This is a genomic window from Deltaproteobacteria bacterium HGW-Deltaproteobacteria-4 (assembly GCA_002841765.1).
In the GTDB taxonomy this organism is placed as follows: Bacteria; Desulfobacterota; Desulfuromonadia; order Desulfuromonadales; family UBA2197; genus UBA2197.
The window spans coordinates 1-24,190 of the sequence record PHAV01000019.1; the positions used below are offsets into that span (position 1 = coordinate 1).

Here is a 24,190-nt window from a genome sequence, read left to right on the forward strand (position 1 = left end):
CGGGCCGATAGAGGACTTTCACCACCAAGTCGCGATTCAGCCACCATAGCTGAATCGATGGCGCTTACACGCCACGCGCCCTGCCGGGCGCACCAAAAAGAGAGCGGGGTGACCATTCTGGCTCACCCCGCTGCGTTCTCTGCCCTTTTTTGACTACTTTTTGCAGATCAGCTCAAGAATCCGGTTACTGCGCTCCAGAAAAGTCTCCATCCGCTCTTTGCTGAACTCCTGATGGCTGAGCATGGAGAGATCGTAGACCTGGCCAACGAGGAGTTCGGCATCGTCACTGCGTCCTTCTTCCTCGAAACGCGCCAGAGAGCGGACGATCGGGCTGGCGACATTGACCAGCAACGTATGATCGCCGATCCCCTCTTCGCTCTCGCTCTTGCCGCGCCCCATCGAGCGCATCATTTCACGGAACCGCCGCATCTGTTCCGAAATCAGGACCATGCCGGGGAGACTGCTATCCTTGAGACTCTCCACCCGCACTGTCAAGCCCTCGACCGCCAGACGCTTCTCAAAGACCTCACGCACCTTCTGCTCCAGGGTCTTCTGATCGGCCCCTTCCACTAGGTCCGCACTTTTGTCGCTATCGATGAGACTGGAACTGATATCGGCATCGACGCGCTGAAATTTGACCGAACTCTCCTTCATCTCCAGAAATTGAATAAAGTGACTGTCGATCGTCGAATCGAGAAAGACGACTTCGATCCCCTGCCCCTGCAAAAGTTTGATATACGCGGCTTGTGCCGTGGCATCGCTGGCGTAGTAGACCTGATCCTTGTGGGTGGCTTCGGCCCGGCCCAGATACTCGGGGAGGGTGGTGTAGGCGCTGGCATCGCTGCTGCGGAAGATGACGTCATTCTTGACCTTATCGTAGAACTTGTCGTCGCGCATCATGCCGTATTTGACAAAGGTGTGAATATCGCCCCAGATCCGCCCATACTCTTCACGATCATTCTTGGCAAGATCGCTGATCCGCGCCGCCACTCGTCCGGCGAGGACTTCACGGATCTTCCGTACCTGCGGATCGTTCTGCAAGTAACTGCGCGATACATTGAGCGGCAGGTCCGGCGCATCGAGGCAGCCCTGTAATGGCAGGAGGAATTCGGGGATGAGTTCCGGGCAGTTGTCAGAGACAAAGACCTGGTTACAGAAGAGCTTGATGTGGCTGCGGCTGACGTCGAACTCGTTGCTGAGTTTGGGGAAGTAGACGATCCCCTTGAGGTTGAAGGGGAAGTCAACGTTGAGGTGGATCCAGAAAAGGGGATCATCACTAAAGGGGTAAAGCTGGTGATAGAACGCTTTGTACTCCTCGTCGGTAATCTCCTTGGCGCTGCGCGTCCAGAGGGGGTTGCGCTCGTTGATCGTCTCGCCGTCGATGCGAATGGCAACCGGCAGGAAGTTACAGAAGCGTTTGACCAGCTCGCGCAGCCGCGTCGGTTCGAGAAACTCTTTTTCGCTGTCCTCTAAATGGAGGATGATCTCGGCGCCGCGGTCGCTTTTGTCGATTTCATCAAGCTCATAACCGGTCGAGCCGTCACAACGCCAATGGACGCCGACAGCGTCTTTCTGCCAGGACAGGGAGCGGATCTCCACCTCTTTGGCGACCATAAAGGCGGAGTAGAAACCGAGGCCGAAGTGGCCGATGAGCTGATTGCTGTCTTTGAGGGCTTCAAATTTGTGGATGAACTCTTCAGCCGAGGAGAAGGCGATCTGGTTGATATAGCGCCGCACTTCATCGGCGGTGAGACCGAGGCCATTATCGCGGATGGTCAGGGTGCCGGCTTCCTTGTCGACGATGAGATCGACATGAAAATCCTCCGCTAACCCGAGCCCTTCAACGAGATTGATATGTTGCAGTTTACTGATCGCATCGACGCCATTGGCGATCAGTTCACGCAGGAAGATCTCCTTTTCGCTGTAGAGCCATTTCTTGATGATCGGAAAGATATTTTCAGTGTGGATCGAAATGGAACCTTTTTCTGTGGCCATGACCGGTTATTCTCCTTCTTTCTAGTAGATGAATCGAAGTGGCAAGGTAATCATGCGCCGCGCCATTGTCAAGGGGGAGACTAACGTGCGCTGTCTCATTCAGCGTCCACCGGATAACGGTCTGATCAAATCAGTGCTTCAGGATCGCCTATAGGGTTGAAAATTGCTTTGCAAACCTTTGGCCGCAGAATTCCTGTACGGCTTTCACCCCCGCATGGAGCTTCCCGGCATCATTCGCCGCCCATTCGTCGATCGGGAAATACTCACCCTCGAAAGGTTTAAATGAACAGCCAGCCTCCCAAACAGCCGTGCGCAGCGCAATGGCCCCCTTCTCGGCCAAAACCTGACCAAGAGGGAGAACCTTAGCGATGGCGCCACTCTGTAGCTTCTGCTTGTGAAGATTCGGCGGCAGACGCTGGTAAACCATTTGCCAACTGGCGTAGAAGAACAGAACTGGAGTGTCGCGGCCATGGGAGAGCGACCGCCATTCCGCAGGATCGACAATCCGGGTGGCGCCATCCGCCAGCCGGGGGGAATAGTCTAGAAACTCCTCGATGATGCCGCGGGTTGCGGTGGCCGGGAACTGTTCGACCAGCGGCGCCGAGATGTACTCACTGAACAGGACCTTTAACTGGTCATCCGGCCGGAGATTGCCGGGGCCATAGAGAATCAGCCGTTCCGACTGATTCAAATAGGAGACAAGGACCTGCTCGCGCACATGGCCGTCGCCAATGAGTGACGAACACCCCGTCGTACTGACAATCAGCAGCAAACACACTATGGCCCTGCACCACATACACTGCCTCCATCAAGTCCGCATTTGTAAAGTCTTGCCTGCCCCCGCCAACCGTTGCCCCATCTCAAAGGCACGTCGACATTCCAAAGGCAATACATCCTTACGGCGACTGGCTTTATGAATGGGGTCGAAGCTTTCGATCACCACCTTTGAATAATCGTCCACCTGACAGGTGTCAAAAGCGCAGAGCGACTCGGCAGAGCCAAGGAGCAGTTGCATATAGCGCTCATTGGTACTGAAGATCTGTTCGTATCCGTATTCCTTGCTCCGTTCTTCCGGGACATTCATGGTGTAGATAAAACCGGTCTTGATTTTTTTAGGGAACAACGTTCCGTATGGCACTGTATATGTGAGGTAGGGAAAGAGCAGGCGTTCGATAAAACTACGGGTTTCGCCGGTCACGGTACCGAAGTAGATCGGCGAACCGATGACAAGGGCGTCGGCCGCAGCTATCTTTTCCAGCACGGGTGCCAGGTCATCGTTCAGGACGCATTTCCCGTAACTTTTACCGCCGCGTGTTTTGCAAGCGAAGCAGCTTATACAACCCTTAAAGTCCAGATCGTAAAGATGAAACAGTTCCGTTGTCGCCCCGAGCGATGTGGCTCCTTCCAGTGCCTTAGCCACGAGTGTCGCTGTGTTCCATTGCTTTCGTGGACTGCCGTTGATGCCGATGACCTTCATCTGTCTTTCTCCTTTTGTCGTGGTTAGTTTTCGTTTATCTACCAGCAATCTACAACTGTTTGTCAATCAACTTGAACCAGAACTGCATAAGGTGGTCCCGTTTGACACCATCAATCTCACGCCAGGTGAAGCTGGTTTTTACCCCCGTGAGCTGAGCAAAATCGGTACGAGCAAGAAATTTTGTGATGGCGATGTAGTCACGCGGGCGCAAGGGGTGATCATCGGGGCGTTCAACCGTGGCGCAGGTAAGGGTGCGGTAACGGTCGAGAGAACATATGTGGCTTTCCAGTCGGTCAAGCAGCTTCCGACCCAGTCCACAATTGCGGTAGGCCGGACGAAAGAGCAGTTCCCCGACGTAATAGACCTCATCGAGCGGAAATGTTGTCCCGGCAAAAGCGTCAATCATCTGGAGGTTTTCATGGATAAGAGGCATGCCTGCAACCGCTCCGATAACCGCATCTCCATCATAGGCGAGAATGACGCAGGCATCGGGCGCCGCGGCATAGGTGCCCAAGTATTCAAGCTCATCTTCCCTCCTACCTTGATACAGATAAGGATACTCCCGGAAAATTTCGAGCCGGAGCGTCGCCACATCGTCCCGTCCATCTGCAATCGCAGCCCCGGTCAGCACTTGCTCGGTCATTTTCTTATTGCGGTTCATGTCGAGCCTCTCTATGACGCAGCAGACATCTGACGGAGTATCGCAATGTCCCGTAACCGACCTGAAACGCAGCGGTCGCGGCATCAATATTTCGACAAGATCGGTCTACCGGTCGTTGACGTTTCGGGAGTATACATTATTATCATCAATGAGGCCCCAGACAGGAGGAAAGATACCATGCTCAAAGCCAAAGCTTACGCCGCTGCCGGCGCTACTGCTCCCCTCGCCGCCACCATTATCCCACGACGTGATACCACCGAAGACGACGTGCAGATCGAAATCCTTTTCTGCGGCGTTTGTCACTCCGACCTGCACACGGTGCGCGACGAGTGGCACAGCGTCATGCCGACGACCTACCCCTGCGTGCCGGGGCACGAGATCGTCGGCCGCGTCACTGGCATCGGTAGCGCCGTGACCAGGGCCAAGACCGGCGATCTCGTCGGGGTCGGCTGTCTGGTCGACTCCGACCACGACTGCCCGAGCTGCAACCACCACGTCGAACAGTTCTGCCCCTCTGCCACCTTCACCTACAACTCGCCGGACAAACACGGCACCGCCCCGGTCACCTATGGCGGCTACTCCGAGAGGATCGTCGTCGACGAGCGCTTCGTCCTCATCGTCCCGACCAATCTCTCTCTCGCCGGGGTTGCGCCCTTGCTCTGCGCCGGGATCACCACCTGGTCGCCGATGAAGCGCTGGGGGGATCTGAAGGGGAAGAAGGTCGGGGTAGCCGGCCTCGGCGGTCTCGGTCACATGGGGGTCAAGTTCGCCAAGGCCCTCGGCGCGCAGGTCGTCGTCTTCACCACTTCGCCGGGGAAAAGGGAAGATGCCCTGCGCCTCGGCGCTCATGACGTCATCATTTCGAAGAATCAGGAAGAGATGAAGGCGCAGGCCGGCTCCTTCGACTTCATCCTCGATACCATCGCCGCCGACCACGACATCAACGCCTACCTCGGGATGCTCGGCCTTGACGGCGAACTGACCCTGGTCGGCGCGCCGGAGACCCCGCTGCAGGTCTCCGCCTTTGCTCTCCTCTTTGGCCGCAAGCATCTCTCCGGCTCCCTGATCGGCGGGATCAAGGAGACACAGGAGATGCTAGACTTTTGCGGGGCGCACAACATCACCGCCGACGTCGAGATTATCCCAATCCAGAAGGTCAACGAAGCCTACGAGCGGCTGATCAAATCGGATGTGAAGTACCGGTTTTCCATTGATATGGCTTCTCTCAAATCCGAGTAAACCTGACTGGTTCATCACGAAAAAACCGCCCGAACGGCAACAGTCGTCGGGCGGTCCTGATTTCCTGAACTCGTTGACTTACTTCTCGCGTTTCTCCAGAAACATGCTGATCAAATCGATGGGCACCGGGAAGATCGTTGTCGAGTTCTTCTCGGCGGAAATTTCGGTCAAGGTCTGCAGATAGCGCAGTTGCAGGGAGATCGGCTCAACCGCCAGGATCCGGGCAGCTTCGGCGAGCTTGACCGAGGCCTGCAACTCTCCTTCCGCGTGGATAACCTTAGCACGCCGCTCCCGCTCTGCCTCGGCCTGCTTGGCAATGGCCCGCTGCATCTCCTGCGGCAGGTCGATATTCTTCACCTCGACATTGGCAACCTTCACCCCCCACGGCCCGGTATGGCGGTCAAGGATTTCCTGCAGCTGCTGATTAATCTTCTCGCGGTTCGACAGGAGCTCGTCAAGATCGACCTGGCCGAGGACGCTGCGCAGGGTCGTTTGCGAAAGCTGGCTGGTGGCGTAGAGGTAATCTTCCACTTCGATAATCGCTTTATCCGGCGCGATGACCCTGAAGTAGATAACCGCCGAGACCTTCACCGTGACGTTGTCATGGGTAATGACATCCTGCGGCGGCACCTCGAAAGCAACGGTGCGCAGACTGACCCGCACCAGGCGGTCGACGCCGGGGATGATGAAGAAGAGCCCCGGCCCCCGCACCCCGATCATCCGCCCGAGGCGGAAGAGGACGCCGCGCTCATATTCGGGGAGGATGCGCACCGCGCTGGCAACAAACATGATAAAAAGGACAACCGGAAAGATGAGCGGGATATAGTTGATCAGCTCGAACATGATAAGCCTCCATTGCTTAAGTGAACCTGAAAACGGCAGTTGGCCGCAGATAAGTTCGGATAAAATCTGATAATCAAGAAGGTTATTGTGTCTTGCGCACCTTGAGCTGCATCCCTTCCACCACCTCGACTACCACTTTGTCACCGGCGGCAATCGGCGTGTCACTGCGCGCCTCCCAGTATTCGCCGTGGATAAATACCTTCCCCTCCGGATCGATAGAACTCTGCGCCGTCCCCTCTTCGCCGATCAGCCCTTCCCGGCCGGTTGTCTGCGGTCGGCGCTGGGCGGTCAGAGCCTTCCTGACGATCAGGACAAAGAACCCGGCCGCGACCAGCACCGTCATCAGGATCACATTCCAGGAAAGGCGCAGCCAGGGCTCTGGCGAATCGAAGAGGAGCAGGGATCCAAACACCATGGCGATCAAACCGCCGACGGTCAGCATGCCGTAAGAGACGACGTTAATCTCGGCAATAAGGAGAACCAGAGCAAGGAGAATGAGCAATACTCCGGCATAATTGACCGGCAGAGTCTGAAAAGCGAAGAGGGCGAGGAGGAGGGAGATAGTGCCGATCACCCCCGGCAGGATGACGCCGGGATTAGAGAGTTCGAAGAAGATCCCAAGCATGCCGAGCATCATCAACACATAAGCCACGTTCGGGTTGCTGATCGCATTGCGAATCCGCTCCACTTTCGTCATCTCCGCCGCAGTCACTTGCGCACCCTGCAGTTGCAGAACGAGTTCACGCCCCCCCTTGAACAGCGTCCGTCCCTCCAATTGCTGCAGGAGATCAGCTTGATCCCGCGCGACCAGATCGATCACCTTCCCTTCCAGGGCCTTATCCGCGCTGAGGGAGAGGCTGTCTCGCACCATCTTCCCCGCCAAGGTTGCATCCCGGCCGCGCTGACGGGCAATCGACTCGACATAAGCCTCGGCGTCGTTGACCAGCTTCGCCTCCATGGTCGGGTCGGCCTTTTCGCCAAGGGTCACGGGATGAGCCGCGCCGATGTTGGTTCCAGGAGCCATGGCACAAACATCCGCGGCCAGGCAGATGATCGCCCCGGCCGAAGCGGCGCGGGCGCCGGAGGGGGCGACATAAACGACCACCACCGCCGGACTGGCGAAGATCTCCTTGACGATCTCACGCATCGCCGTGTCGAGACCGCCGGGGGTGTCGATTTCAACAAGGACAAGGGGTTCTGCCTGCCGGGCCGCTTCATCGAGGTTGCGCTGAAGAAAACGGGCGGTCACCGGCGTAATCGGATCCTGAATGGAGACCACCCGAATCGTCGCCGGCTCGCCAAATGCGAGGATGCTCCAGAAAAGCAGGAAGAGAATAGTAACAAGACGTAGACGCATTACAATTTTGACCTTTCTTATTGAAGACAAGATCAAGCTTACCGTTTTTCTGCGATGTGGCAATAAGCTAACCGCGATCCTATCGGGATTCGGTCAGCGCTCAATTACCAGCGCAGGAACCAGAAGAGCCGGTGTTCGGTCTCTTCCCCGGTGGTACGGGTGGCGTAGATTCCACCCAGCCAGGCGGTGTACTGTTCACTGGCATCAGCCTGCGTCTCGCGATAATAGAAAGGGTTAAGTTCGAAGAGTGACGTTTCCGCATCCTGTCGGGCGCGGATAAATCGCCACAAAAATCCGGTCTCACTCTTTTGCGGGCTGCTGTCACGATACAGAACTTTCCAGAGGAGCGCATGGCGGGTGCGTTCCTCTTCACGTTTGTAGCTGTAGAGCGGCCATAGAACCCAGCTCCGGACGCTCTCCGGCGTCGTTGTCCGGGTGAAGCTATAGAGCGGGAAGAGGTGCTGGTGACGGGAATTCGGACGCTGCGACAGGTTGAGCAGACTCCAATCGGGATGGCCGAGATGAAGGAGGGCAAAGGTACTTGCGTCCGGGCTGCGCTCCTGCCAGTGGAGCAAGGAAAGATCGCGGGTCGATTCCTTCTTGCGCTGATGGTACCAAAGGGGAAAAAGGCCGAAGCTGCTGCAATCTATGTCTGACGATCCGAAAGCGAGGAAGGCCTGCCAGCTGCGGCGCTCCCCTTCGCTGGCGCGGCCATAGCGCAAAAAGGGCCAAAGGACCGCATCTTCACGGAAGTCACCGTCGAGCTTGCGACCGTAGAAGGGCCAGAGGTGGAACAGTGACTTGCCGGGCTCTTCCTGATGCAGATAAGGCGGGATGAGCGCCAGACTAAAGCTCCGCTCCGGACTTTCATCGTGCCACCAGAAAGGAAGCACCCGGCTGTGACTCGTCTCGCCCCGCTGGCTGCGGCTGATCAACGGCCAAAGGATGTCGAGCTGCTTGCGCAGCTGCGGTGGATCCTCGGTGGCAATAGCGACCGGCCCGAGGAAGAAGCGCTTGCGATAACCGTCGGGCTGGCGCAGGGAGAAGGAGAGGGGCGTGACGTGGTACTCACTCTGCGGGTTGCGCCAGTGGCCGTACAAAGGGAGAAGGAGAGTGTAGTCCCGCTCCGGCGTATGGCCCGACCACCACAGCAGTCCGGCCATATTGTTGCTGGTGTCGGCGGTCCGCTGCGAACGAAAGAGCGGCAGAACCCAGGTATCGCGCGCATCCGGGAGGGTTTCGTGGTGCACCAGCGGCCAGAGGAAGAAGCGGCTGTCATAACCCCGCTGTGGATCCTGCATGTGGGCATAAAGGGGGAAGAGGTAGTAGCGCTGCGTCTCGCTGCCCCGTTCATAACTGCCAAAGAGCGGAAACCAGTAACGCAGGGTGCTGTCGAAGTTGAAGTTATTGTGGCGGAAATAGACAGGGAAAACGACGCGGGTGGCTGAAGTCTCACTGCGGTGATCGCCGTAAAAAGGCAGGAATAACTGCAAGCGGTTCTCCTCGCCAGTGCGCCAGTCGAGATAAAAGGGGAGCAGAATCTTGAAAGCGCTCTCGTCCGTGCTCGCTGCATACCAAAGGGGCACAACCACGCTCCCCTCCCCGCGATTGTTCTCCCAACCGAAATAAAGGGGCACCAGCAAACTAAAACGCGCTTCCGGCGAGCGGTAGCGCCACCACAGCGGAATCAGCAGGTCATGGCGCGTCGCCCCCTTCTCTTGCCAGGCATACAGAAGGAAATAACCGCTCCGTTTTTCCGGCGATTGCTGCCGCCACCAAAGCGGCAGAATGGCACGAGTATGGCTCTCGCCGTGGTCACGCCACAGATAAGGAAACAGAAACCCTTCCGAAAACTGCGGCGTTTCGTGCCGCCACCAAAGGGGGATAAAGCGACTGCTCCGCTCTTCTCCCTGGTGGCGGATTTCCCCGAGTGGCCAAAGGTAGCGCAGGGTCCAGTCGTCCGTCGCCGGGTGGCGGGTGAGGCTGAAGAATGGGTAAAGAGTCGAGATTGTGCGCGCGCCATCCGCGGCTTCGGACTGACCGTAGAGGGGCCAGAGGTGGAACCATTGCTTCTTCCCTTCGCGTCCCTGCCAGTAAACCGGAAAGAGGTGGCGACGGAAATCCTCTCCCCGGTGTTCAACGTGTGCCAGATCAAAGAACAGCGACCATTCTCTGGAATCGCGGTCAGCATCGGTCTCCAGATTAAAGAGCCACGGCCGCACCGCGTAGCGCTCGTAGCTGCCGGCTTCACGGTGGTGGAGGATGCCAAAAGCGAGGTTGGTAGTAGACCCTGTAGCATCAGCGCTGTGGGTGGCGAGCGGCCAGGCAGTGACCGATGGGTAGGTATGATCGGTGGCCGCCAATGCAGAGAAGACCGGCAAGGACGACCAGAGCAGGAGAAGCAACAGAATGATGGGCAGGCGGATTCGGCGCATGGAAATTCCTCCTGATAGCAGGATCTTTCGGCTTGTTCGATTTACATTGAATAAGGCCGGCAAGTGTCCGACATTTTAATAAAAATATAGCCTGCCAGACTTTACTGTCAAGAAAACGATTGTACAGAGCTTGTCCACCAAGCACCGTTAACAGGCGGACGGTAATTTCTTGCCTTCACCGGAACGGCTGAGTATTAATGTGTGGTGCTTGTTGGTAAGAAAGCGATTGTCGTATTGTTGGCCATAACGCGAATCTACTTAACTGAGGCAGACTGAATTTTACCGGAGTTTATTGATGATCCCCCGCTATGTTGAACCCCTCTTCCGCCCGCCGAGCGAGGCGCGCAGCCTGATCTTCCAGATCACCATCGGCTGCTCGCAGAACAACTGCACCTTCTGCGGTATGTACAAAGGGAAACACTTCCAGATCCGTCCGGTGGCGGAGATCATCGCAGAGATCCAGGGGATTCCCGAGATCTACCGGCCGCGCATCGACCGGGTCTTCCTCGCCGATGGCGACGCGATTGTCTACCCCTTTGCCGGACTGGTGGAGATTCTTGACAGCCTGGCGGCCACCTTCCCCAACCTGACCCGCGTCGGCGCTTACGCCTCTCCCGCCAGCCTGACGACCAAGAGCCCGGAAGAGTTGGCGATTTTGCGGGGAAAGCGCCTGCGCATCCTCTATTTTGGCCTCGAATCCGGGGAGGACGCCACCCTCCTCTCGATCAACAAGGGCTTCACTGCCGAGGCTATGGCGCAGCAGGCCCTGAAGGCGCGGGCGGCGGGGATAAAACTTTCGGTGACGGCGATCCTCGGCCTTGCCGGCCTCCAGCGCAGCCTCAGCCATGCCCGCGCCACCGCCGCCTGGGTGAACCAGGTTAATCCCGAATACTTCTCGCTCCTCACCCTCTTTCACCGCCACAACGACGACTTTGTCCGCACCCTGGAGCAATGCACCCGGCGCGAACTCTTGATCGAAGCGCGGGAACTTCTCACCCATCTCCACCCGACTCGCACCATCCTCCGCTCCAACCATGTCTCCAACTTCCTCAACCTCGCCGGCAGCTATCCCAAGGATCGCGAGCGCTTGATCGCGGATGTCGATGCGGCGATGGACGCGGCGCAGTTGCGCCCCGGCTTCCTCGACAGCGTGCCGGCTTATGCGGAAGAGTATTATTGAGAATGTATGCCAGCGCCCGGCTTCCTCTTCCCCGCAGGGAGAGAATATGCTAATCTTCCCGCGCGGATGATCTTATCCCTGTAGCCGGCCCATAGATCTGACATGGAGAAACAACCTTGAATATCAAAAAGTTCTTCGACGCAATCGGCCTGAACGGCACCCAATGGCAATGGCGCCTGATGCTTTGGGAAAAGAAGATCAAGCAATCGTTCCGCACCCCGACCCAGGCCGGCGGCCTCCCTTTTTATAAAGTGCTGATCGCTCTCAACCTCCTCAGCTTTTCCATTATGCTGCTGCAAGGGGGAATTGCAGGGCGCAACGTCTTTGCGATCCTCATCAATCCTGACACCAATCTCCTGATCTATTCCGGGGCGCAGTTCTGGCCCTTCGGTGATTGGTGGCGCACCCTGACCTATGCCTTCATGCATGGCGGAATCCTGCATCTTGTCTTCAATATGATCGTGCTTTACCAGATCGGACCACTGATCGAGACTGAAATCGGTCGTTCGCGCTTCTTGATTCTTTATACCCTCACCGCCCTCACCGCCACCTTTGCCGACCTCCTCTGGCACCCGAATGTGCCGGTCGTCGGCGCCTCGGGGGCGCTCTTCGGATTGATCGGCTTTGCCATTGCCTGGTACCACCGCCTCGGTGGTTTTCAGGCCCTGGAACTGCGTAACTTCATGCTCAAGTGGGCAGCGTTCGCCTTCGTCTTCGGCCTCCTTGTCGGTGCCGACAACGCTGCTCACCTCGGCGGGGGCCTCGGCGGCCTCGCTATCGGCTTCATCCTGCCGAACAACTCCTGGACCCGGCGCAAGACCGACAAACTCTGCACGGTTCTCGCCTGGGGCTGCGCCCTCCTCATCGCTGCCGCCTTTGCTGGACTGGCACTCAGTTGGCTGCGGTAAAGCGACCACCCCCAGCCCCTCCTTAACAAAGGAGGGGAGCTTAAAGCTTATAGTCCCCCTCCTTATTCAAGGAGGGGTTAGGGGTGGTAAATTTCAGATTGAAAGGTTTATATGGCCAAAGAAAAATTTCCCGTCACCGCTGCGATCCGGGCGCTGCGTGAAGGGAAGATCCCCTTCACCGAGCATCTCTACCCTTACGAAGAGAAGGGCGGCACCGCGACCTCTGCCCGTGAACTCGGTGTTGACGAGCACTGCGTAATAAAAACTCTGATCATGGAAGATGACAAAAAAGAGCCATTGATCATCCTTATGCACGGCGATTGTCAGGTCTCGACCAAGGAACTCGCACGCCAGATCGGCGCCCGCAGCGTCATCCCCTCTTCCCCGGAAGCGGCCAACCGCCACACTGGCTACCTGGTCGGCGGCACCTCCCCCTTCGGGACGAGACGACCTCTGTCGGTCTATGTCGAAGCCTCGATTCTCGAACTTGAGCGAATCTACATTAATGGCGGCAAGCGCGGCTTTCTCGTCGCCCTGGCACCACAGGATCTGGTCAATCTGCTCAAGCCGACGCCGGTGACGGTGGCGATTGACGGATAAAGAAAAAGAGGGCACCCACGAGGGGCGCCCCTACCATTCGTCAACTTGATTATCGTGAAGGAAGTGACGATGCCCCTGAGTGCAATCCAGCATGCTGCTGCTGCCGCTATCCGCACCGCTGAAGCGCTGATCATCACCGCCGGCGCCGGGATGGGGGTCGATTCCGGTCTCCCGGATTTCCGCGGCAATGAAGGTTTCTGGAACGCTTATCCTCCCTATCGTCAGCTCGGCCTTTCCTTTATCGAAACCGCCAACCCCGCCCACTTTCAACGCGATCCCGCCTTTGCTTGGGGCTTTTACGGCCACCGCACCAACCTTTATCGTAATACCGTCCCCAATCCCGGCTTCACCATCCTCCGCAACTGGATCAAAGACTTTCATCATGCCCCCTTTGTCGTCACCTCCAATGTCGATGGCCAGTTTCAAAAAGCCGGTTTTGCTGAAGAGGAAATCCTTGAAGTCCACGGCTCCATTCATCACCTGCAATGTCTGCAGCCCTGTTGCAACAAAATCTGGCCTAACGAGGAAGAGATTGACATCGACCTCCTTACTATGCGCGCCCGGCATCTTCCCACCTGCCCGCACTGCCAAGGAGTAGCACGGCCGAATATCCTCATGTTCGGCGACTTCTCCTGGCTCGACCAGCGCAGTCGACAGCAGGAAGAACGCTTCCAAACCTTTCTTCGCCGGCAGCAGGGCAAACGCGTTGTCGTCATCGAGATCGGCGCCGGCACCGCCATCCCGACCATCCGCGCCACCTCGGAGCGAATCGGTCGGACGCAGCAGGCGACTGTCATCCGCATCAACCTGCGCGAAGCCGGGATCGCATCTCCCCATCTCGCCCTCCCCTGCAGCGGTCTGGCCGGTTTGACCGCGCTCGATTCTCTCCTCAGTTCATAAAAAAACAAAAAGGGCCGAACCTGTACCTACAGATTCAGCCCTTTTTGTTCTTAAATCCGCCCCGTCAGGAAGCTGCTTTATTCATAAACAGAGTCTGCGTCGGGTAGGCAAACTCAATCCCATTTTTTTCGAACTCACGGAAGATGGCTAAATTTATCGATTGTTGAATATCCATGTAATGAGAATATTCGGCACTGAGGACATAATAGACCAGCTCAAAATTTAAACTGAAATCTCCAAAACCGGCAAAATGCGCCCGGTCGAAAGTGGCATCTTGCTGCCTTTCGATAATGCCCTTCATCATCAGGGGGAGTTCTTCAAGTTGAGCTGCGGTTGTCTGATAAATGACGCCGACCTGAAAAACGACACGACGGCGTTCCATTCTTTTATAATTATGAATTCTTGAATTAGTCAGATCGGTATTGTGAAAGATCAGGAGTTCTCCACCAAGGGAGCGAATTCTTGTGGTTTTAATGCCGATATGTTCGACTGTCCCCATTTTGTCTTCGATAATTAGAAAGTCACCGACTTCAAAGGGACGATCAAAAAAAATGACAAAATAATTAAACACATCACCTAAAACTGTCTGAGCAGCCAGAGCAATGGCAATCCCCCCGATCCCCAAGCCAGCTATAACCGACGATATTTTAAAACCAAGGTTATCGAGCAAAAACATCAGGCCCAGCACCCAAATGATAACGTTCAACAGAGAAGTTAATCCCTTTATCTGTTTTCCGCGATCATCGCCGTTTTCCTCCATTATATAGTTTCTGGACAGATGGCTTATAAAAGTGATGATTGCTTTGAGAAAGCAATAAGTCAGAATGACAACCGTGGCAACAGACAAACCTTTTTCGACTTTGACCGAGAAATTAAGGTTTTGTACAGAGAGGTAGAATGCAGCGAAATACGCAAGAGGAATAGCAGCTTTCTCTATCCCCTCAATCAAGAGGTCATCTAATCGCGTCACAGTACTTTTGGCCCATATACGCAGCCTGTAAATGATGATCTTTTTAAAGATATAGACACTCAATACCCCAACGACAAAAACTCCGAGGGTCATTATGTACATCTCAACTGTGTTACCAAAAAATGGTTGATCCGTAAAATATCCCATAATTTCAAGTCCTTTCGTAATAAAATAAAAAGCCGCCGGCATCGCCACAAGACAGTAGGCTGGATAAAATAAAGGGTCGAATCTGCAACACTTAGCAGATTCGACCCTTTTCTCTGCAAAAAGTCTTACGGGTTATTGCAACAGCTTGATATGATCGAGCGCCAAGCGTGCTTCTTCCGAATTGGGGGCGATACGGATCACCTCACGGAAGGCCTGCACGGCCTGATTTTTCTTGCCGAGTTTAGCGGAAGTAAGTCCGTACTGAAACTGGACAACAGGATTATCCGGAGCCATTTTGACGACTTCCTGGTATTCCTTCAAGGCGAGATCAGTCTTGCCAAAGGCTTCATAGGCTTCGGCCAGACGCATATGGGCAGTGGCATAGCTGGAATTGATCTCCAAAGATTTCTTATAAAAACTGATCGCTGTGAGGATGTCCCCCTTGTTGAAGTGAGCATAACCGATCCCGGCGTTTGCCACATCCGGATTTAAAAAAAGGAGATTCTTTGACGCCAGTGTGAAGTAGAAGATGGCATCATCCCAACGTTTCATATCAAGATAAAGAGCGCCAAGGTTATTCTGACAGATCGGCGCAAAGCTGGCGTCACTCAAGCGCAACGCCTTCTTGTAGCTCTTTTCGGCATCGTCATAGGAGCGCATCAATTGATAGGTCTGGCCCATGGAGAGGTGAATGTTCGGGTCTCCGGGGTTCGCCTCCGCAGCAAGATAAAACTCTTTCAGTGCCAGCGAATAGTTGGGCTCGCGCAGATAAGAGATGCCGAGGGTGTAATGAACCTTTCCGTCCGTCCGATCTTTGGCCGAAATACAGCCAGAGAGGGGGAGGAGGGTCAACAGAACTAAAAAAAGGGCAAGACAAGATCTCTTCACGAAAGTCCTCACAGTGGAACAGTTCTGGAGTTGACATGATGTCGGACCAGAGGTGTTCCGATTCCAGGCGTCAGCCTTGATTATTACAACTTCTTTCCTACCCGGCGATGAACTCTGTCATCATTTTAAACTCTTTAAAACGCACGTCAATCTCTTCTATCGTCAAACTTTTCAAGCGGTTCAAGCTGAAATCCTCAACGGTAAAGGAGGCCATGACGCTACCATAGACGATCGCCCGGCGAATATTTTCCGGTTCAAGATTCTTTGTCGCTGCCAGGTACCCCATAAAGCCGCCGGCAAAAGTGTCACCGGCGCCGGTCGGATCAAAGACTTCCTCAAGAGGGTAAGCCGGGGCGGCAAAAATTTCGCCGGGGGAGAACATCAACACGCCGTATTCGCCACGCTTAACGATCAAGGTTTTCGGCCCCATGTTCAACACCGCCTTGGCCGCCTTGATGAGATTCGCTTCGCCGGCGAGTTGACGGGTCTCCCCTTCGTTGATCACCAGCAGGTCGACCCCCTTTAAGGTTTCAAGCAGCGCCTCGCGCTTGCCGGTGATCCAGAAGTTCATCGAATCAGCAGCAATCAGTCGCGGCCGCCGGACCTGGCGCAAAACTTCGCTCTGCAACTCCGGGTCGATATTGGCGAGAAAGACAAATTCACTTTCGGCATAACCGGCGGGGAGTTCGGGACGGAAATCGGCAAAGACATTGAGCTGGGTATCGAGGGTCTGGGCTTCGTTCAATTCGAAACCGTAGCGCCCTTTCCAGCGAAAGGTGGCGCCGTCGGCCATCGTCACGCCAGTCAGATCGATATTGCGCTCACGCAGCATTTGAAGATGTTCATCCGGGAAGTCATTTCCGACCACGGCGACGAGACGGACATCGGTAAAGTAGCTGGCTGCGACCGAGAAGAAAGTACCGGAGCCACCGAGGACCTCATCTGCTTTGCCGAAGGGGGTTTCGACCGAATCAAAAGCCATGGAACCGATTACTAAGAGACTCATCTTCTACACCTCAGAAATTTTTCAACGATAACAAAGCATTTCACACGGATAAAATCTGATTTATAAGGATTTACACAGATTTAAGACACGCAACTTTTAGTCGTTAAAACATTAGCGTCAAGCCGTTTATCCCGCTGTTTTATCTGTCTTTTATCCGTATCATCCGTGTTAATCCGTGTACAATTGTTTTTTAGATTAATCGAGATAGCGGCCCATGATCACCGCCAACTTCTCTTTGGTCGCCGCCGGGATCAGTTTCTTATCGGTCATGATCGCAAATTGCAGAGCATCCTTGCAGACACAGTCCCGCTCCACTGCCAACTGAGCAACAGCACCGGCGATAATCCTGCGCGCCATCGCGACATTCTGCTGGATGATAGCAATAATCGCTTCGATCGAGACATCATCATGGGCAGTATGCCAGCAGTCGTAGTCGGTCGCCAGGGCGATCGTGCCGTAACAGATCTCTGCTTCCCGAGCCAGTCGCGCTTCGTTAATATTGGTCATGCCGATGATGTCGACCCCCCAACTCCGGTAAATCTGCGATTCTGCCCGAGTCGAGAATTGCGGCCCCTCCATACACAGATAGGTGCCACCGCGATGGACCGTCGCCCCGACTCCCTGCGCAGCGTTGTAGAGGACGGTGCTGATATCTTTACAGACCGGATCAGCAAACTGCACATGGCCGGCGATCCCTTCACCAAAGAAGGTCATGGGACGCTTGCCAAGAGTGCGGTCGAAGAACTGATCAGGGATGACGATGTGGCCGGGGACGATCTCTTCCCGCATGCTGCCGACCGCCGAGACCGAGATGATCCGCTGCACGCCGAGCTTCTTCAGCGCATAGATATTAGCGGTAAAAGGGACTTCCGACGGCAGGAGACGATGGCCGCGGCCATGACGGGGAAGAAAAACCATCTGCACCCCGTGCAGGTCGCCGGTCACCAGCACATCCGAAGTCGGCCCATAGGGGGTCTCGACCACCACTTCTCGAACATTGTTCAAACCATCGATTTCGTAAAGACCGCTACCGCCGATGACGCCGATCACAGTTTGTGCCATTAGATTTTTCTCCACGCATTTGTGTCCGAAAATGGAATGACTATTCAGGTTTGTTCCGACTTTTCCAGTTTGGCCTTGAGCTGCCCGCAAGCCGCTGAAATATCCTGCCCTTTGCTCGCCCGCCGCACCGCGACGATATCACGGCTGAGGAGATAAAGCTGAAAAGCTTCGATCTGCGCCGGATCCGGGGTGTGAAAGGTTGATCCTTCGTGTTCGTTGTAAGGGATGAGATTGACCTTGGCCTTGACCTCATGCAGCAGTGACACGAGGCGCTTGGCGTCAGCGAGGGAATCGTTGACGTCGCGAATCAGGATATATTCAAAGGTGATGTACTGGCGCGGTTGCAGGGGGTAAGTGCGACAGGCCGCCATCAACTCTTTAAGGGGATAACGACGGTTAACCGGCATCAGCTCATTGCGAACGACATCGGTGGTGGCATTGAGGGAGACAGCAAGATTGACCTTGACGCGGCGACCGAACTCCGCCATCTCCGGCACCAGCCCACTGGTCGAGACCGTAATCTTGCGGGGTCCGAAGGCAAAACCATCGACAGCACCGAGAATCTCGATTGCCTTGACGACATTTTCGAGATTATGCAGCGGTTCCCCCATCCCCATGAAGACGATGTTATGAACAGGGCCGTCCTTGACGGCGGCACAGACTTGATTGACGATCTCGTTGACTGCAAGATTGCGGGTGAGACCGAAGGCGCCGGTGAGGCAGAAGGAGCACTGCATGGCGCAGCCGACCTGGGTAGAAATACAGAGAGTGTTGCGCCCTTCGAGCATGGGGATGCGCACCGTCTCGATCGTTTCGCCATCGCTGAGACGAAAGAGGTACTTACGGGTACCGTCGCTGCTCACCGCCACATGTTCCGGCGTCCAGTCCGAAACAAAGGCCCGCCCTACCAGTTCGCTACGCAACTCCTTGGAGAGGTCAGTCATTGCCGCAAAGTCGCAGACGCCGCGCGGGTAGATCCAGCGCATGATCTGCCCGGCGCGAAAGCGCTCCTTGCCGATGCCGGCAAGAAAAGCGGTGAGGTCAGTCTTGGTCAGATTTTTCAGGTCGATCAGTTCCGGCACCAAAAAAAACACCTTCATTCTTCGCGTATTAAAAGGAAAAAGCCCGTGGATATTATCCCACGGGCTTTTTCCACTCAAGCTTAAACGTACTTCGCAACCGGGAACGGATGAATTAAAGGAGTTCGAGACCCGAGAAGAAGTAAGGGATTTCAAAAGCAGCTGTCTCCGGAGCATCGGAACCGTGCGTGGCGTTCTCGCCGATCGAAGCGCCGAACTCTTTGCGCAAGGTGCCGGCATCGGCCTGGGCCGGGTTGGTGGCGCCCATGAGGTCACGCCACTTCTTGATGGCGCCTTCAGCTTGCAGCACCATGACGACGCAGGGGCCGCTGCTCATGAAGTCGGTGAGTTCGCCAAAGAAAGGGCGGGCGCTGTGCACAGCGTAAAAACCTTCGGCTTCGACCTTGCTCATGTAAAGTTTTTTGAGGCCGACAACGGTAAAACCTTCGGCGTAGATGCGAGCAAGGATACGGCCGGCGTAGCCTTTAGCAAAGGCGTCAGGCTTGATGATAGCAAAAGTTTGTTCCATGATTATTTCTCCTTCAGGATGATTGGCAGCTTAAAGCGCAGGACTCTTTAGCACTTTTGCCCCGTTTGAGTCAAGTTTCACCGGATGATTAGAGACAGACCGGAATGCGGACGCCGACAGAAGTCATCTCTTTTGTCACGACACTGCGATAAGCGAGGACTTCGACACCGGCCGCGGTAACCTCACGCAGGAGTTGCCCGTAACGGGGATCAATGCTGTCAGCCGGAGAAAACAAGGTCGCCTCTTTGCGCTGCACGAGGAAAAAGATTACCGCGCGGTACCCCTCCTCCTGCGCCCGTGCGAGTTCGCGCAGATGTTTCTGACCCCGCTCGGTCACGGCATCGGGAAAAGAAGCGACGCCGGTGGTAGAGCAAAGGGTGACGTTTTTGACCTCAACGAAGGCCTTCTCCCCTCCCCGCTGCAGGAGAAAGTCGATACGGCTGTCATGGTAGGGGACTTCGGCCCGAACATCATAACCAACGAACTCAGCGATGGCCCCGGAGCGCAGCCCCTCTTCAACGACCCGATTCGTCCGATGCGTATGAGTATCGACCCAGCTGCCGTTGACTTCAATCAGTTCGAGGGTCCAGGGGAGTTTACGCAGAGGATTGTCCGCCGCAGAGATCAGGACACGATGACCGGGGATGGCACATTGCAGCATGCTGCCGGTATTCGGGGTATGGGCGATGACGATGCGGCCGTCATCAAGTTCGACATCAGCAAAAAAACGCTGGTAGCGGCGCAGGAGACGACCGGAATACAAGGGTGCGGGGAGATTCATGCCGTTCTTTACCTAAAAAAATCGCCCCCTCTCCACACAGGAAGAGGGGGCGGGATATCTATTCTCTTTACAACTAACCAACAACCTGGGTTTTAGTAAAAACCGCCCGCAAAGCCAGGCCGTTTTCGCCCTCCAGAAATTCCCGTGCCCCTTCTTCACGATCGACGAGAGTGACGATGCCGACGACTTCCAGTCCTTCGGAGCGGGCACGCTCGACCGCTTTCATCGATGAACCGCCGGTGGTGGTGACATCTTCGACAATCACGACGCGACTGCCGGCGGGGAGGTTCTTACGCCCTTCCAGCCACTGGCCGGTGCCGTGCCCTTTTGGCTCCTTGCGGATGATAAAGGCATGGACGCTGGCGCCATCAAGGGCGGCGGCAATACTCGTCGCCGTGGCGATGGGATCGGCACCCAGGGTCAAACCACCGACACCATGAATCGGCCCGGCAAACGCCTTGACCTCCTGCCAGAAAGCCTTGCCGACCAGCAGACCGCCCTGTGCATGCAGACAGGTCTGTTTGCCGTCGAAATAGAAATTGCTTTTACGGCCGGAGGCGAGAGTCACCTCCCGCTCTTCGTAAGAAAGGTCGCGGATAATCTCCATCAAACTGTTGCGTTCCTGGCTGGTCATGAAATTTCTCCTTAAAAGAGTCCCATCTGATCAGATTCGACCAGACGGGGGAATTTAACGGGATATTGGCCACTGAAGCAGGCATCGCAAAAATGCCCGGGCCGGCCTTCCGGCGCTCCGGCGGCGCGCAGCGTCCCTTCGCGCGACAGGTAGCCGAGAGAATCGGAGGTGATGTAACGGTTGATCTCTTCGATCGAATGTGATGACGAAATCAGCTCTTTGCGGGTCGGGGTATCGATACCGTAGTAACAGGGGAAACTGGTCGGCGGACTGGAGATGCGCACATGGACTTCACTGGCACCGGCCGCGCGGATCATCTTGATGATTTTGCGGGCCGTGGTGCCGCGCACGATCGAATCATCGATTACAACAATCCGTTTTCCTTCGATAATCTCCCGCACAGGATTAAGCTTGAGTTTGACCCCGAAGTGGCGAATCGATTGCTGCGGCTCGATAAAGGTGCGACCGACATAATGATTACGAATCAGGCCGGTCTCGAAACGGATCCCCGACTCTTCCGCGTAGCCGATCGCTGCCGGCACCCCGGAGTCCGGGATAGGAATGACGACATCGGCATCGACAGGAAATTCCCGGGCGAGTTGACGCCCGAACTCCTTGCGCACGCCGTAAACCTGCCGGCCGAAGACGATGCTGTCAGGACGGGCAAAGTAGATATGCTCGAAGATACAGGGGGAAGTAGGGATCTTTTCAAAGGGGAAGTAGCTCTTGATACCGTGCTTGTCGATGACGACCATCTCCCCCGGCTCGATCTCGCGGATAAATTCCGCCTCGATCAGATCAAAAGCACAGGTTTCGGAAGCAACGACATAGGCACCATCGAGTTTGCCCAAGGCCAGCGGGCGGAAGCCACTCCCGTCACGCACCGCCACCAGGCGCGTCTCGGTCAGAAACGTCAGGCTGTAAGCGCCGCGGACTTCACGCAGGGCGTCGACAAGGCGATCTTCCAGACTCGCCCCTGCCGAACGGGCGATCAAATGGATGATGACCTCAGTGTCGGAAGTCGTGGAGAAAATAGACCCCTTCTTTTCCAGCTCAGCGCGAATTTCCAGGGCATTGACGAGATTGCCATTATGGGCGACAGAGATGGCGCCATGCACATAATCGACGACAATCGGCTGGCAATTCTTGATATCATTGCCGCCGGCGGTCGAATAACGGACATGGCCGATAGCGCTGCTCCCGGGCAGCTCGGCAAAGATCGAATTACGCTTGAAAACGTCGGCAACCAGGCCCATCCCTTTATGGGTGCGCAGCTGCACACCGTCAGAAGCGACGATCCCGCAGCTCTCCTGCCCGCGATGTTGCAGGGCATAAAGACCGAGATAGGTAAGATTGGCCGCTTCGGGATGACCGAAGATGCCGAATACGCCGCATTCATCGTTGAACTTGTCAAACATGCGATTTTGCCCTCATTGGATCGTCTCGACCCTGAATTCAAAAATTGGGCGAAGCAGCAAAGATCTGCTCCGCCCCGATATGACCTGAAGGAATCTTTAAACCTTAGCGTTCGTACAGTATCCGCAGCATCCGCCGTAGCGGTTCGGCCGCGCCCCAAAGGAGCTGGTCGCCGCAGGTGAAGGCGGAAATATACTGCGGCCCCATCTTCATCTTGCGCACCCGGCCGATCGGCACGGTCAGCGTGCCGGAGACCGCCGCCGGCGTCAACTGCGCCAGGGAGTCGGCTTTGTTATTCGGCACCAGCTTGACCCACTGATTGTCGTTGGCGATCAACGCTTCAATCTCGGAGATCGGCAGATCCTTCTTGAGTTTGATCGTCAGCGCCTGGCTATGGCAGCGCATGGCGCCGACGCGCACACAAAGGCCATCGACCGGTATCGGCTGCGTTGTCCCGAGAATCTTGTTGGTTTCGGCAAAACCTTTCCACTCTTCGCGGCTCTGGCCGTCCTCCACTTCCCGATCGATCCAGGGAAGGAGGTTGCCGGCAAGGGCAAAACCGAATTCCTTCTTCGGCATAGCGTCGTTGCGCAGGGTCTCGGTGACCTTCTGATCGATCTCAAGGATCGCCGAAGAGGGGTCTTTGAGCAAGTCAGCCACAGAACCATGGAGGACACCCATCTGCGAAAGGAGCTCGCGCATATTCGGTGCCCCGGCGCCGGAGGCCGCCTGGTAAGTCATCGACGAGAGCCATTCGATGAGATCTGCGCGGAAAAGCCCGCCCAGCGCCATCAACATCAGACTGACCGTACAGTTACCGCCGATGAAATCTTTCTGACCATTCTTTAGCGCCGCATCGATGACATCGCGATTAACCGGGTCGAGGATGATCACGGCATCCTTCTCCATGCGCAGCGTCGAGGCCGCATCGATCCAGTAGCCCTGCCAACCGGCCTGCCGCAATTGGGGATGGATAGCCTTGGTGTAATCGCCCCCCTGACAGGTGATGATCACATCGAGTTTTTGCAACTCAGTAATATCGTCGGCATTCTTCAGGGTTCCGGCATTCATCGGCGCCGGCTGTCCTGCCTGGGATGTCGAAAAGAAGACCGGCTCCACCCCTTGAAAATCATTCTCTTCCTGCATGCGTTGCATCAGGACTGAACCGACCATACCCCGCCAACCGACCATACCAACTTTCATCATTGTCATCTTCCTTTTCTTAACGAGATGATGTTCCAACGAAAACCTTTAAATTTTAAATCCCGCGGCGGATGAAGTCAACCGCGTTGCGATAGAGCCAGAGCCCCATACCTTCTTGCGGAAGGTTCTCGTCCCGTGTCCAGCGCGGGTGCTGGGTTCGATCGACATACGCTTCCGGATGGGGCATGAGGCCAAAGAGGCGCCCGCTCGGATCGCAGATGCCGGCAATCGCGTCCATGGCGCCATTCGGATTTGCGGGAAAATCCATAACAGCTTCCCGGTAGTCACTATCACTATATTTTACGGCAGCGAGGTGGCCGGCGTCAATCGCTGCCAGCGTTTCGCGATCGGCGACGAACTTTCCTTCGCCGTGCCGTACCGGCAGATAGACGCCATCCTTGATCCCTTGCGTGTAGATACAAGGGGAAGCAGGATCGACCTTGAGATAGGCCCAACGATCCTGGAAGCGCCCGCAATCGTTGAAGGTCAGTGTTGCGCTTTGGGTATGGTGATCCCCCTGCAGCGCCGGCAGCAGCCCCATCTTGACCATGAGCTGAAAACCGTTGCAAACCCCCATGATCAGCTTGCCGGCGGCAATAAAACGATCGATCTGTTCGACCAAATGCTCGTTGCTACCACGGATCGCCGCATGCTTGAGTCGATTGGCGCCGGCCTTGGCACTGCCGAGGTCGTCGCCATCGAGGAAGCCGCCGGCGAGATTAAGAAACTGGTAATCATCAAGACGGACCCGGCCGGCCAAAAGTTCAGCAATATGAACGATATCGGCTCGATCCGCGCCGGCGAGAGTGCAGGCCGCGGCGACCTCCCGTTCACAGTTGGTTCCGTTACCGGTGATGACGATTGCGTTCACCTTGGTCAT

At 55.8% G+C, this 24,190-nt stretch carries 23 protein-coding genes; 5 read left to right on the forward strand and 18 right to left on the reverse strand.

Annotated elements, in window-relative coordinates:
• Positions 1–153 precede the first annotated feature (153 nt).
• The 4 genes from CVU69_11970 to CVU69_11985 form a co-directional block, all read right to left on the reverse strand.
• Positions 154–1,995, reverse strand: coding sequence for a molecular chaperone HtpG (locus CVU69_11970; GenBank protein PKN11491.1), 1,842 nt, complete (start codon positions 1,993–1,995; stop codon positions 154–156).
• A gap of 148 nt (positions 1,996–2,143) precedes the next feature.
• Positions 2,144–2,791, reverse strand: coding sequence for a hypothetical protein (locus CVU69_11975; GenBank protein PKN11492.1), 648 nt, complete (start codon positions 2,789–2,791; stop codon positions 2,144–2,146).
• 12 nt (positions 2,792–2,803) lie between these two features.
• Positions 2,804–3,472 carry a flavodoxin gene (locus CVU69_11980; GenBank protein PKN11493.1) on the reverse strand — a complete coding sequence of 223 codons (669 nt, stop codon included), beginning with the start codon at positions 3,470–3,472 and terminating at the stop codon, positions 2,804–2,806.
• 49 nt (positions 3,473–3,521) lie between these two features.
• Positions 3,522–4,217, reverse strand: a complete 696-nt coding sequence (locus CVU69_11985; GenBank protein PKN11494.1) for an N-acetyltransferase — start codon at positions 4,215–4,217, stop codon at positions 3,522–3,524.
• A 93-nt stretch (positions 4,218–4,310) separates the two neighbouring features.
• Between CVU69_11985 and CVU69_11990 the strand changes: the two genes are divergently transcribed.
• Positions 4,311–5,372, forward strand: a complete 1,062-nt coding sequence (locus CVU69_11990; GenBank protein ID PKN11495.1) for a hydroxyacid dehydrogenase — start codon at positions 4,311–4,313, stop codon at positions 5,370–5,372.
• Positions 5,373–5,450: 78 nt separating this feature from the next.
• Here CVU69_11990 and CVU69_11995 read toward each other — a convergent pair whose 3' ends face one another.
• The 3 genes from CVU69_11995 to CVU69_12005 form a co-directional block, all read right to left on the reverse strand.
• Positions 5,451–6,215: a hypothetical protein gene (locus CVU69_11995; GenBank protein ID PKN11496.1), complete on the reverse strand. Its 765-nt coding sequence runs from the start codon at positions 6,213–6,215 to the stop codon at positions 5,451–5,453.
• Between the two features lie 82 nt (positions 6,216–6,297).
• The gene (locus tag CVU69_12000; GenBank protein ID PKN11497.1) at positions 6,298–7,572 is read right to left on the reverse strand and encodes a serine protease; all 1,275 of its coding nucleotides are present in this window, start codon (positions 7,570–7,572) and stop codon (positions 6,298–6,300) included.
• 104 nt (positions 7,573–7,676) lie between these two features.
• Positions 7,677–10,007 (reverse strand): hypothetical protein, encoded by a 2,331-nt coding sequence (locus CVU69_12005; protein ID PKN11498.1) that lies wholly within the window; start codon positions 10,005–10,007, stop codon positions 7,677–7,679.
• Positions 10,008–10,305: 298 nt separating this feature from the next.
• Between CVU69_12005 and CVU69_12010 the strand changes: the two genes are divergently transcribed.
• From CVU69_12010 to CVU69_12025, 4 genes are all read left to right on the forward strand, one after another.
• Complete coding sequence (locus CVU69_12010; GenBank protein PKN11536.1) at positions 10,306–11,187, forward strand: radical SAM protein; 882 nt, start codon at positions 10,306–10,308, stop codon at positions 11,185–11,187.
• A 116-nt stretch (positions 11,188–11,303) separates the two neighbouring features.
• On the forward strand, positions 11,304–12,095 hold the full coding sequence (locus tag CVU69_12015) for a rhomboid family intramembrane serine protease (GenBank protein ID PKN11499.1): 792 nt from the start codon (positions 11,304–11,306) through the stop codon (positions 12,093–12,095).
• A gap of 111 nt (positions 12,096–12,206) precedes the next feature.
• Entirely contained in the window at positions 12,207–12,695 is a 489-nt protein-coding gene (locus tag CVU69_12020; GenBank protein PKN11500.1) for a Cys-tRNA(Pro) deacylase, read from the forward strand.
• 69 nt (positions 12,696–12,764) lie between these two features.
• On the forward strand, positions 12,765–13,595 hold the full coding sequence (locus CVU69_12025) for an NAD-dependent deacetylase (protein PKN11501.1): 831 nt from the start codon (positions 12,765–12,767) through the stop codon (positions 13,593–13,595).
• Between the two features lie 64 nt (positions 13,596–13,659).
• On the opposite strand, the gene CVU69_12030 is transcribed toward CVU69_12025, so the two are convergent.
• The 11 genes from CVU69_12030 to CVU69_12080 all read right to left on the reverse strand — a co-directional run bounded on the left by CVU69_12030 (position 13,660) and on the right by CVU69_12080 (position 24,190).
• Positions 13,660–14,712 carry a mechanosensitive ion channel protein MscS gene (locus CVU69_12030; GenBank protein ID PKN11502.1) on the reverse strand — a complete coding sequence of 351 codons (1,053 nt, stop codon included), beginning with the start codon at positions 14,710–14,712 and terminating at the stop codon, positions 13,660–13,662.
• A gap of 132 nt (positions 14,713–14,844) precedes the next feature.
• On the reverse strand, positions 14,845–15,564 hold the full coding sequence (locus tag CVU69_12035) for a hypothetical protein (protein ID PKN11503.1): 720 nt from the start codon (positions 15,562–15,564) through the stop codon (positions 14,845–14,847).
• Positions 15,565–15,697: 133 nt separating this feature from the next.
• Complete coding sequence (locus CVU69_12040) at positions 15,698–16,606, reverse strand: sugar kinase (protein PKN11504.1); 909 nt, start codon at positions 16,604–16,606, stop codon at positions 15,698–15,700.
• A gap of 195 nt (positions 16,607–16,801) precedes the next feature.
• Positions 16,802–17,668: an S-methyl-5'-thioadenosine phosphorylase gene (gene mtnP / locus CVU69_12045; GenBank protein ID PKN11505.1), complete on the reverse strand. Its 867-nt coding sequence runs from the start codon at positions 17,666–17,668 to the stop codon at positions 16,802–16,804.
• Positions 17,669–17,712: 44 nt separating this feature from the next.
• Complete coding sequence (locus CVU69_12050; GenBank protein PKN11506.1) at positions 17,713–18,753, reverse strand: 23S rRNA (adenine(2503)-C(2))-methyltransferase RlmN; 1,041 nt, start codon at positions 18,751–18,753, stop codon at positions 17,713–17,715.
• Between the two features lie 109 nt (positions 18,754–18,862).
• Positions 18,863–19,276: a nucleoside-diphosphate kinase gene (locus CVU69_12055; GenBank protein PKN11507.1), complete on the reverse strand. Its 414-nt coding sequence runs from the start codon at positions 19,274–19,276 to the stop codon at positions 18,863–18,865.
• Between the two features lie 88 nt (positions 19,277–19,364).
• The gene (sfsA, locus tag CVU69_12060; GenBank protein ID PKN11508.1) at positions 19,365–20,057 is read right to left on the reverse strand and encodes a DNA/RNA nuclease SfsA; all 693 of its coding nucleotides are present in this window, start codon (positions 20,055–20,057) and stop codon (positions 19,365–19,367) included.
• Positions 20,058–20,130: 73 nt separating this feature from the next.
• A complete protein-coding gene (gene pyrE, locus CVU69_12065; protein ID PKN11509.1) occupies positions 20,131–20,691 on the reverse strand; it encodes an orotate phosphoribosyltransferase in 561 nt (186 codons plus the stop codon).
• An 11-nt stretch (positions 20,692–20,702) separates the two neighbouring features.
• Positions 20,703–22,109: an amidophosphoribosyltransferase gene (locus CVU69_12070; GenBank protein ID PKN11510.1), complete on the reverse strand. Its 1,407-nt coding sequence runs from the start codon at positions 22,107–22,109 to the stop codon at positions 20,703–20,705.
• A gap of 103 nt (positions 22,110–22,212) precedes the next feature.
• Positions 22,213–23,310, reverse strand: a complete 1,098-nt coding sequence (gene asd, locus CVU69_12075; protein ID PKN11537.1) for an aspartate-semialdehyde dehydrogenase — start codon at positions 23,308–23,310, stop codon at positions 22,213–22,215.
• 55 nt (positions 23,311–23,365) lie between these two features.
• Positions 23,366–24,190, reverse strand: a complete 825-nt coding sequence (locus tag CVU69_12080; GenBank protein PKN11511.1) for a phosphoribosylformylglycinamidine synthase — start codon at positions 24,188–24,190, stop codon at positions 23,366–23,368.

Coding starts and splice junctions, on each gene's coding strand:
- CVU69_11970 (PKN11491.1), bottom strand. CDS start 1,995: ATGGCCACAGAAAAAGGTTCCATTTCGATCCACACTGAAAATATCTTT.
- CVU69_11975 (PKN11492.1), bottom strand. CDS start 2,791: ATGTGGTGCAGGGCCATAGTGTGTTTGCTGCTGATTGTCAGTACGACG.
- CVU69_11980 (PKN11493.1), bottom strand. CDS start 3,472: ATGAAGGTCATCGGCATCAACGGCAGTCCACGAAAGCAATGGAACACA.
- CVU69_11985 (PKN11494.1), bottom strand. CDS start 4,217: ATGCCGCGACCGCTGCGTTTCAGGTCGGTTACGGGACATTGCGATACT.
- CVU69_11990 (PKN11495.1), top strand. CDS start 4,311: ATGCTCAAAGCCAAAGCTTACGCCGCTGCCGGCGCTACTGCTCCCCTC.
- CVU69_11995 (PKN11496.1), bottom strand. CDS start 6,215: ATGTTCGAGCTGATCAACTATATCCCGCTCATCTTTCCGGTTGTCCTT.
- CVU69_12000 (PKN11497.1), bottom strand. CDS start 7,572: ATGCGTCTACGTCTTGTTACTATTCTCTTCCTGCTTTTCTGGAGCATC.
- CVU69_12005 (PKN11498.1), bottom strand. CDS start 10,007: ATGCGCCGAATCCGCCTGCCCATCATTCTGTTGCTTCTCCTGCTCTGG.
- CVU69_12020 (PKN11500.1), top strand. CDS start 12,207: ATGGCCAAAGAAAAATTTCCCGTCACCGCTGCGATCCGGGCGCTGCGT.
- CVU69_12025 (PKN11501.1), top strand. CDS start 12,765: ATGCCCCTGAGTGCAATCCAGCATGCTGCTGCTGCCGCTATCCGCACC.
- CVU69_12030 (PKN11502.1), bottom strand. CDS start 14,712: ATGGGATATTTTACGGATCAACCATTTTTTGGTAACACAGTTGAGATG.
- CVU69_12040 (PKN11504.1), bottom strand. CDS start 16,606: ATGAGTCTCTTAGTAATCGGTTCCATGGCTTTTGATTCGGTCGAAACC.
- mtnP (PKN11505.1), bottom strand. CDS start 17,668: ATGGCACAAACTGTGATCGGCGTCATCGGCGGTAGCGGTCTTTACGAA.
- CVU69_12055 (PKN11507.1), bottom strand. CDS start 19,276: ATGGAACAAACTTTTGCTATCATCAAGCCTGACGCCTTTGCTAAAGGC.
- sfsA (PKN11508.1), bottom strand. CDS start 20,057: ATGAATCTCCCCGCACCCTTGTATTCCGGTCGTCTCCTGCGCCGCTAC.
- pyrE (PKN11509.1), bottom strand. CDS start 20,691: ATGACCAGCCAGGAACGCAACAGTTTGATGGAGATTATCCGCGACCTT.
- CVU69_12070 (PKN11510.1), bottom strand. CDS start 22,109: ATGTTTGACAAGTTCAACGATGAATGCGGCGTATTCGGCATCTTCGGT.
- asd (PKN11537.1), bottom strand. CDS start 23,310: ATGAAAGTTGGTATGGTCGGTTGGCGGGGTATGGTCGGTTCAGTCCTG.
- CVU69_12080 (PKN11511.1), bottom strand. CDS start 24,190: ATGACCAAGGTGAACGCAATCGTCATCACCGGTAACGGAACCAACTGT.